This is a genomic window from Mesorhizobium sp. M1E.F.Ca.ET.063.01.1.1 (genome assembly GCF_003998155.1).
GTDB lineage: Bacteria > Pseudomonadota > Alphaproteobacteria > Rhizobiales > Rhizobiaceae > Mesorhizobium.
Genome location: NZ_RZSC01000478.1, coordinates 1 through 4640 on the forward strand (window position 1 = coordinate 1; position 4640 = coordinate 4640).

The window sequence follows — 4640 nt, forward strand, 5'->3', positions numbered from 1 at the left end:
AGGCTGAGCGGCTTCGATCGGCCGATGCGCGTCGCCTCCCGCGATAAGCGCGCATCGTTTCGCAAGTCTGGGAGCGGGGTTACGGCGAATGTCCGATCTTTTCGACAGCTATAGGTCCAGCTACGGCGAGGCGGTCGAGGGCTCGATCCGGTTCTCCGGGCTGAAGCATGATTTCTTCCTGCGTGCCAAGGCCGAGCTTTTGCGACGCCTGATTGTCGAGCAAGACCTTCGGCGGGGCAGAGCAGGCGTGCGCGCGCTCGATGTCGGCTGCGGCGTGGGCTCACTTCATCCCCATCTCGCGGATGTCTTCGATCGCCTCGACGGCTGCGACGTGTCGGAGGAGTCGCTCTCGCGCGCCAGTAGGGAGAACCCGCGCGTCGCCTACAGCACCTGCACCACCTCGCGCCTGCCGTACCCCGACGGCATGTTCGACCTGGCGTTCGCCAGCTGCGTCGTCCACCACGTGCCGCCTGCGGCGTGGCTGGATTTCTTCCGCGAGATGCGGCGCGTCGTGCGACGAGGCGGGCTTGCCTGCATCATCGAGCACAATCCCTACAACCCGCTGACCCGCATGGCAGTGTCGAGGTGCCCGTTCGACAAGGACGCTGTCCTGCTCAGCGCTGGCAAGGCAGCATCGCTGCTTGGGCAGGCGGGCTTCCGCGACGTCCGCTGCGAGCATTTTCTGCTCCTGCCGTCGGCCAGACCACTTTCCCGGAAACTGGAGCGCTCGCTGGCCGCCCTGCCGCTCGGAGCGCAATATGCCTGTGTCGCACGCGTCTGAACATCGTTCCGGCGCCGGCCTGAAGCTCCTGGCGCGCTTCGGCTCGGTCGGCGTCGTCGCCACCATCCTCTATGCCGCCCTGGCAGCGGTCTTTGCCGGATCGGAGCGGATCGGCCTCGGGCCTGTCGAAGCCTCGTTGGCGGCCTATGCAGGCGCGGCCCTGTTTTCCTATCTCGCGCACAAGTTCTTCACCTTCATGTCGGACGGATCGCATCGCTCGCAGGCGCCCCGTTTCGCGCTGCTGACGGCGATCGGCCTCGCCGTGGCCTACGCGGCGCCGTGGCTGCTGACGGTGAAGCTCGGCCTGCCGCTCTTCGTTCCCGTTCTCCTCACCTGCCTGGTCATCCCGGCGCTCAACTTCCTCGTGCTCGACCGGTGGGTCTTTGCCGAGCGTCGCCCACAGGACGGCGGGTCGACCTGAGCGCGATCCGCAGAGATGCTTCAAAGCGCATCCAGCCGAAACGACGTCAGCTTGATGGCGCGGTTGTAGATATTGCTGGCGTCGGGGCTTTGTGGGATCCCATCGGGATAGTCGAAGACCAGTTCCAGCCTCGCCCTGCCGGCCAGCGCGGCTTGCGGAATCACGAAGGACACCGTTGCTGGCCCGGCGCCCGCCAGCGTCGCCCGATGTACCTCGGTGCCGTTCGCCGAGATGACGATCCTTTGCGAGGTCTGCGGCGGGCGGATGACGGGGATGATTTCGAGCGTCGCCTGAAGCCCGTCGCGGAGTGGCGGCAGGGCAAGGCGCAGGCGCGAGGTCTCGCCCAGCGAATGGGTGCCGTCGGCCACCGGCCCCGACCAGCCGCAGACCATCATGCCCATCGCCTCACTGGCGCCGTCGGAGCGGAACGAGACAGTCCGGCCCGGCGTGTAGCGCCCGACGGCGTCGCGATTGAGGCAGGTCGTCGTCTTGTCGATGTAATAGGCGCGATAGTCGTCGTCGACTTGAGGATTGAGGGCAAGCGCAAGGATGGCGATTTCGGCCGCGGCAAGAGCGCCTGCCAGGGCGTAGCCGGCGAGTGTGAGCGGGGGAATGGCCGATCTCGTCGGCTCAGACCAGGGCAAGATAGCCTCCAAGCCATGCGAGGGTCATGAAGTAGCAGGTGGTGAGGAAGACGATCAGGGCCACCGCAAATGTCGGCTTCGACGCCGACAGCAGCACGGCCGCCAGCATCGTCAGCGGCGCAAGGCCGACCACATAGCGGACCATGGAGGCCAGGTTCGAGGTCAGCGGCAGGATGAGGGCGATCGCGCAGAACAGCGCCGCGCCATATTGCCTGCGAGCCGCCAGCACGCCCGTCAGCGCCAGTCCGCCGATCGCCGTCAGCGCGCTCCATTGCGGCGCCGAGGGCAGCCAACCGGACGCGGGGTGATAGGAAAGCCCGTCCCACAGGAACAGGAGCGGGCTGCCCCCCACACGCCCGAACGCGCGCTGGACATGGGCGAATGCGAACCCGTCCCCGAGCGTGACATGCAGGAAGAACATAAAGGCGAACACGCCGGCTGGCGAGATGAGTATGGCAATGATGAGATCCGGCCGGCCAAGCAGCCGGCGCGGGAAAGCGCTCGCCGATCCGCCCTTGGCGCGATGCTCCTCGAACATGCGCATGACGATCGCCAGAACGGCAAAGACGCCGACCGGCCGCGTCGCCGAAAGAAGCGCGCAGGACAGGCCGGCCGCGAGATAGTTCGAGCGTTTGAGCGCCAGGAAAAGGCATGACGTCAAAAGCACGAACAGCGGCTCGGTGAGGAAGGTGGCGAAATAGAAGGAGAACGGGCCGCTCAGCAGGAAGGCGCAATAGAGCACATAGGCACGCATGTTCTTGTCCATAAGCGGCCACGCCGTCAGGCACGAGACGTAGCCGCATGCCAGCGATATCGCCGTGGCTATCAGGATTGTGGGGACAGGAAGAATGGCGCGGACCGCCGCCACCAGCATCGGATAGAGCGGAAAGAATCCCCATCGTCCGATATTGGTATGGCCCGGGATCGGAAAGCGCTCATAGCCCTGCTCGGAAATGTCCACATACCAGGTGCAATCCCACTTGCAGAAAGCGCGAACGTACGCCGTGAGGCTCGTAGCCGGCGACACCGACGCAAATGCGCCATAGCGGATGGCAAGACCGATCAACAGGAATAGCAGCGGCACCGCCGCAATCACCGTGAGGCGAATGCCCCTCTTCGCACGCGCCACATCTTCAATTGCCAAATCCACCCGTCCGGATGGCATCGCCAACGGCTCCGCATCGGGCCGGCGTCCTGGCGACCTGGCCTGGCCGTCCGATACTGCATACGTAAAGCGGCGGCGGGATTTTTGTTCCGCTGCACACTGCTTCAGCACTGCACCGACCCTCTCCCACAACAGGAAAGAGGCTGTTGCTGATGGCGCACCTAACGTTCCCCGCGACCACGACCTCCAGCATGATCATACGTGACGTCTGCTTGCGGACCGAGGCAAAGCTGGTCTTTACGTCCGACATGGGCGCGAAGATGCAGTTCCGCGCGCGACGGTTACGAAAGCCACCTTAGCCGGGGGAGGATTTATGCTGATGGTGGTCCGCCTGGTCGCAGGCGAGCCCGCGGTAATTGGGCTGCGGTGAGACGTCAGTCCTTGGCGCGCTCGACGTAGGAACCGTCGGCGGTCATCACCACCACGCGCGTCCCGGCGGAGATGTGCGGCGGCACGGCCGTGCGCACGCCGTTGGAGAGCACGGCCGGCTTGTAGGACGAAGACGCCGTCTGGCCCTTGGTGACCGGCTCGGTGTCGACCACCTCGAAGACGGCGCGCTGCGGCAGCACCAGCGAGATCGGCACGCCGTTGAACTGCGCCAGTTGCACGGCCATGCCTTCCTGCAGGTAGGGCGCCATGTCGCCGACCACGCTTTCCGGGGCCACGACCTGGTCGTAGCTTTCCGGGTTCATGAAATGGAAGCCTTCGCCGTCGGAATAGAGGAAGGTGTGCTCGCGCTCCTCGACATAGGCGCGCTCGACCATCTCGGTCGTGCGGTAACGCTCCGAAACCTTCACGCCGTCGCCGATGCGGCGCATGTCGAGTTGGGTTACCGGCGTACCCTTGCCAGGGTGGATGTTTTCGGCAAAGAGGATCACATAGAGCTTGCCGTCCTTATCGACGACATTGCCTTTGCGTAGCGAACTGGCGATGACCTTGACCACGATATTCAATCCCAATCGAGTTTTTCGGCCTGCAAGCGTTGAGCGCCACAAATCGGCGACGGCGGCCTTCGCGTGCGCCCTAGCGCATCTTGCGCCGAACCGCCAGCCTTCCGCGCGATTTTCCTGCCCATGACCGCCGCTTCGCCCTGGTGGACGCCGCATATCCATGCCGACCGCCGGCCCCGGCTGATGGCGCGCAACGCCATTGCGAATGCCTTGCGCGGCTGGTTCTCGACGCGCGATTTCGTCGAGGTGACGACCTCGGCGCTGCAGGTCTCGCCCGGCAACGAGGCGCATCTTGCGGCCTTCGCCACCGAGGCGATCGGCCCAGACGCATCGCGCCAACCGCTCTATCTCCACACCTCGCCGGAATTCGCCTGCAAGAAGCTGCTCGCCGCCGGCGAGAAGCGCATCTTCAGCCTCGGCGCGGTCTGGCGCAACCGCGAGCGCGGGCCGCTGCATCATCCAGAATTCACCATGCTCGAATGGTACCGCGTCGGCGAGACTTATGAGAGTCTGATGGCCGACTGCGCCGAATTCCTGGCCTTGGCGGCGGAAAAGGCCGGCGCCAAGAGCTTCCGTTTCCGTGGCCGCGAGGCCGATCCCTTCGGCGACGCTCAGCCGCTCCGGTTCGCCGAAGGGATCGGCCTCGCGGCCACGGAAACGGAAGCTCTTGGCGCCGGCC

At 65.3% G+C, this 4640-nt stretch carries 6 protein-coding genes; 3 read left to right on the top strand and 3 right to left on the bottom strand.

What is annotated here, in order from left to right; genetic code table 11:
• Positions 1-88: 88 nt before the first annotated feature.
• Positions 89-781, top strand: a complete 693-nt coding sequence (locus EOA29_RS25800) for a class I SAM-dependent methyltransferase (protein WP_126094364.1) — start codon at positions 89-91, stop codon at positions 779-781.
• Positions 759-1202: a GtrA family protein gene (locus tag EOA29_RS25805; RefSeq protein ID WP_126094363.1), complete on the top strand. Its 444-nt coding sequence runs from the start codon at positions 759-761 to the stop codon at positions 1200-1202. Before EOA29_RS25800 ends, EOA29_RS25805 begins: the two co-directional genes overlap by 23 nt.
• A 20-nt stretch (positions 1203-1222) precedes the next feature.
• Here the strand turns inward: EOA29_RS25805 and EOA29_RS25810 are convergent, their stop codons facing one another.
• From EOA29_RS25810 to efp, 3 genes are all read right to left on the bottom strand, one after another.
• A complete protein-coding gene (locus EOA29_RS25810; protein ID WP_126094362.1) occupies positions 1223-1846 on the bottom strand; it encodes a hypothetical protein in 624 nt (207 codons plus the stop codon).
• The gene (locus EOA29_RS25815) at positions 1833-2990 is read right to left on the bottom strand and encodes a hypothetical protein (protein ID WP_126094361.1); all 1158 of its coding nucleotides are present in this window, start codon (positions 2988-2990) and stop codon (positions 1833-1835) included. Before EOA29_RS25815 ends, EOA29_RS25810 begins: the two co-directional genes overlap by 14 nt.
• A 395-nt stretch (positions 2991-3385) precedes the next feature.
• Positions 3386-3955 (bottom strand): elongation factor P, encoded by a 570-nt coding sequence (efp, locus tag EOA29_RS25820; RefSeq protein WP_126094360.1) that lies wholly within the window; start codon positions 3953-3955, stop codon positions 3386-3388.
• A 129-nt stretch (positions 3956-4084) separates the two neighbouring features.
• Here efp and EOA29_RS25825 point away from each other — a divergent pair.
• On the top strand, positions 4085-4640 hold a 556-nt coding region (locus EOA29_RS25825), incomplete at its 3' end, for an amino acid--tRNA ligase-related protein (protein ID WP_348628917.1).

Bases quoted from the DNA above. Each gene is read 5' to 3' on its own strand.
- EOA29_RS25800 (WP_126094364.1), top strand. From the start codon at position 89: ATGTCCGATCTTTTCGACAGCTATAGGTCCAGCTACGGCGAGGCGGTC.
- EOA29_RS25805 (WP_126094363.1), top strand. From the start codon at position 759: ATGCCTGTGTCGCACGCGTCTGAACATCGTTCCGGCGCCGGCCTGAAG.